Source organism: Cupriavidus campinensis (genome assembly GCF_905397395.1).
GTDB classification, from domain to species: domain Bacteria; phylum Pseudomonadota; class Gammaproteobacteria; order Burkholderiales; family Burkholderiaceae; genus Cupriavidus; species Cupriavidus campinensis.
This window is the reverse complement of the sequence record NZ_CAJPVH010000121.1, coordinates 1-3,484: the sequence shown is the minus strand read 5'-3', so window position 1 is coordinate 3,484 and position 3,484 is coordinate 1. Positions and strand designations below refer to the sequence as shown.

At 68.5% G+C, this 3,484-nt stretch carries 1 protein-coding gene; it reads left to right on the top strand.

Translation table 11 applies throughout. The features are described from left to right. Positions 1-3,484: DUF4781 domain-containing protein (locus KHO18_RS28000; RefSeq protein ID WP_211944296.1), on the top strand; the 3,484-nt coding region annotated here is incomplete at both ends.

Genomic DNA, 3,484 nt, shown 5'->3' with positions numbered 1-3,484 from the left:
AGCGCGCCGCGCGCGAGGCCCAGGAGCAGGCCCAGCGCCGCGCCCAGCAGGAAGCCGCCGCCCGCGCCCAGCAGCCGCAGCAGCCCGAGACGCCCAAGCAGCCGGCCAAGACCGAGCAGACCGAGAAGCCCCAGCAGACGCCGCAGGTCACCAATGCGGTCTACACCGGCAACGAGCCGCTCACGTTGACGCTGGCCAGTGCCCCGAAGACGGATAAGCCCGCCGCGCTGCCGCCCGACCCGGCCGAAACCAAGCGCAAGCAGGAAGAGGACGATGCCAAGGCGCACACCGACCGCTGGCAGAAGGACGCCAAGGGCGCTTACGACGATACCGTCGACAAGCTGAACGGCGGCCCGATGACCGACGCCAGGTGGAAGCCGCTGGGCGAGAAGTACGGCACCGTGCTGGGCGGCGTGCAGAACGAGCTGCGCGTGGCGGCCAATCATGCGGCCCAGACCGGGCGGGACGAGACGGCCGCCGTCGACGCCAAGCTCAAGGAAATCACCAAGCGCTATGACGACCCGGCGCTCAAGGCCAACCTTGAGGACGCCAGGAAGGATTACCTGAAGACCGAGCCCAACCAGGCCGCGCGCGACACCGGCGCGGCCCGCTTCAAGCTGGTGCTGGCGCAGGACAAGGCCGAAGCCACCGGCAAGACCCTCCAGCAGGAGACCGCCGCCTACAACAAGATCCCCGGCGGTATCCGCCGGGCCGAGGCGAGCCTCGACGACGACCTGCAAACCGCCCGCGCCAACGACACCGCGGCGCAGCAGGAACTCCAAAAGGCCAGCGATGACTTCACCGCCGCCCTGCAGAAGGAAATCGACACCTCGGCGGTCAATCGCTACCAGCATGATTCGGATGAGGGCCTGAAGACGGTCCAGAACGACAAGACGCCGAACCGCTACGAGCGGCAGGAAGGCATGTCGATCTATACGACCGCCGTCAACGACGCGAAGGCGCAGCGCGCGGCGCTGGACAAGGGGCAGGGCGTCAAGGTGCCCGAGCGCTTCCGCGAGCAGGCCGTGGCCGATGTCAAGCAGCGCTACGGCGCCAGCCCGGACCTCGGCAAGGTCATCGACCTCGCCAATGCCAAGGGGCAGCTCAAGGGCGAGATGGCCAACCTCGTGCCGACCAACGACTTCGAGCGCGGGCTGGCCAAGACCGACCCGACCACGCTGGCGCTGGCCCGCATGGAGGGCCTGACGCTCGATCCCTATTCGAAGACCGACCCCAACTCGGTCCTCACGCGCGACCTGCCCGCCGACGAGCGGGCGATGATGAAGGACAACCCGGCCGGCTACGTCCTCTACAAGTCGCTCGATGCGGACAGCCTTCGCCCCGACCCCAACGCCCCGGCCGGCGACCCGGCCACCCAGAAGTACAACCAGGGCGTGCAGCAATACGGCGGCCAGTTGTTGTTCTACACGGCGCAGCAGCTGACCGACGCGGCCAAGGCCAAGGCAAAAACGCCGGAAGCGAAGGCCACCGCCACCACCCCGGCGCTGGACCATATGCGCGTGCTGCTCCAGGCCTCGACCGAGCAGCGCGTGGAAACCATGACCACCAGCATCGCCAGGCAGCTGGATGCCGGCGACGTCAAGGGCGCGCTGGCCACCCGCAAGGCTGGCGTGGACGCCGCGCAGTCACCCGACGAGCGCGCCCAGTACGTGGCCGTGCACAACAACCGCTTCGACAGCGACCTGTTCAAGTCGCAGATCAACGCGGCGATGGACAAGAACCTCAAGAACAAGACCCACGACGACGAGGGCCGCCCGATCCAGGGCCAGCAGGAGATGTACGCCGACAAGGTGGGCCAGTACCTGCAGGAGACCGCGCCGAGCCTGATTCCCGAGGACGCGGACACGCTGCTGGAGACCGTCCGCGCCGAGTACAAGAACGACTGGACCGCGCGCAACGACAGCACCGGCGCCGGCTACAACGACTGGGACGACTTCTACCACGGGCTGGCCGCCGTGGTGGACAAGGCCGATGCCAACTACTACGCCACCACCGACGGCGCCAAGCCGGGCTCCGGCCCCGCCGCCCAGCGCACCGCCACGTGGCTGACCGACCGCGACAACGACGTCAGCCTGCTGATGATGAGCAATCAGGCTGGAGGCTCCCGCCAGGGCCGCATCTACGGTGGCGCCGAGGATGCCGCCGCGCAGGGCTACACCGGGCTCTCCCTGGCCTTCGAGCAGGCGTTGAAGTCCAGCAAGGACGCGCCGCCGATGTCGGACTACTACGTCCAGAAGGCCACGGCGCGCGGCAACGAGAAGTACGGCGAGAGCGCCGAGGCCAAAGAGCAGAACAAGATGTTCGATCTCGACAAGGACGAGATCCTGCGCCAGTCGTTCGACGACATGGCCCTGCAGAAACAGGACCTGAAGGCCAAGGTCGGTGACGACGCCGCGCTCGACAAGGCCATCCAGCTGGCCATGCCCAACGCGACGCCCCAGACCATCAAGGACGTCAAGGCGGAGATCCGCGCCAACGCCGGCAATGACGCGACGGCCTCCGCCATCCCGATCTTCGTGACGCAGCCGGGCAGCGCGGCGTACCAGAGCGCGGTGTTCGAGTTCAAGGGCCGCGACGGCAACACCCTGTGGGTGGATGACAGCGGTTCCGTCTACGGCAAGGACGGCGCCGACCCGAAGCGCGATTTCCAGGAGAACAACCTCCTGGCCGACAAGGGCACCGTCTACATCGCCGACCGCAACCTCGATCTCGGCCGCGATGGCCACGTCAGCTACGAGGCGATGGACGCCCATATCGTGACCGGCACGGAGAAGGTCATGGGCTGGGTCAACCTCGGCGTGGCGGCGGTCGGCGCCGTGGCGGGCGGGGTGGTCATGGTGGCGTCGGGCGGCACGCTGACGCCGCTGGTGGCGGTGGCCTGGGGCGGCATGATCGGCAGCATGGGCTATGGCATCGGCACCTCGTGGCACGAGCTGGACAACATCGCCGATCATGGCCGCTCGATCAACCCGTTCAAGAGCCAGGAGGCAATGTCCCAGTGGCTGAACGTGGGCGGCTCGGTGGCCGGCATCGGCGGCATGGGCTTTGCCAAGTTCGGCTCGCTGGCGGCCAATGCCGGCATGCGCGTGGCGGCGGGCGGCGGCACGGTGCGGGAGATGGCCGGCCAAACGCTGATGCAATCGGCGTCGCGCTTCGGCACCACCAGCCGCGTGCTCAACGGCACCGCGTTCGGCATCGGCGGCGTGCAGACGGCACAGCAGGCCATGGCATTCGCCCAGCACGGCAAGGACATGAGCGTCAGCGAGGTGGTGCAGAACAGCGCCATGCTGCTGATGGGCGCCACGCAGATGATGCCGGCGGCGATCCAGAAGCGCGTGGGCGAGTCCGTGCGCGATACCTACCAGCGCACGCGCGGCCGCACGCCGCTGGACGACGCCGCCAACAGCCCAGCCAACCGCGCCGCGAACGGCGAGGCCGCCGGCGTGCTGCGGGACGGCGACCC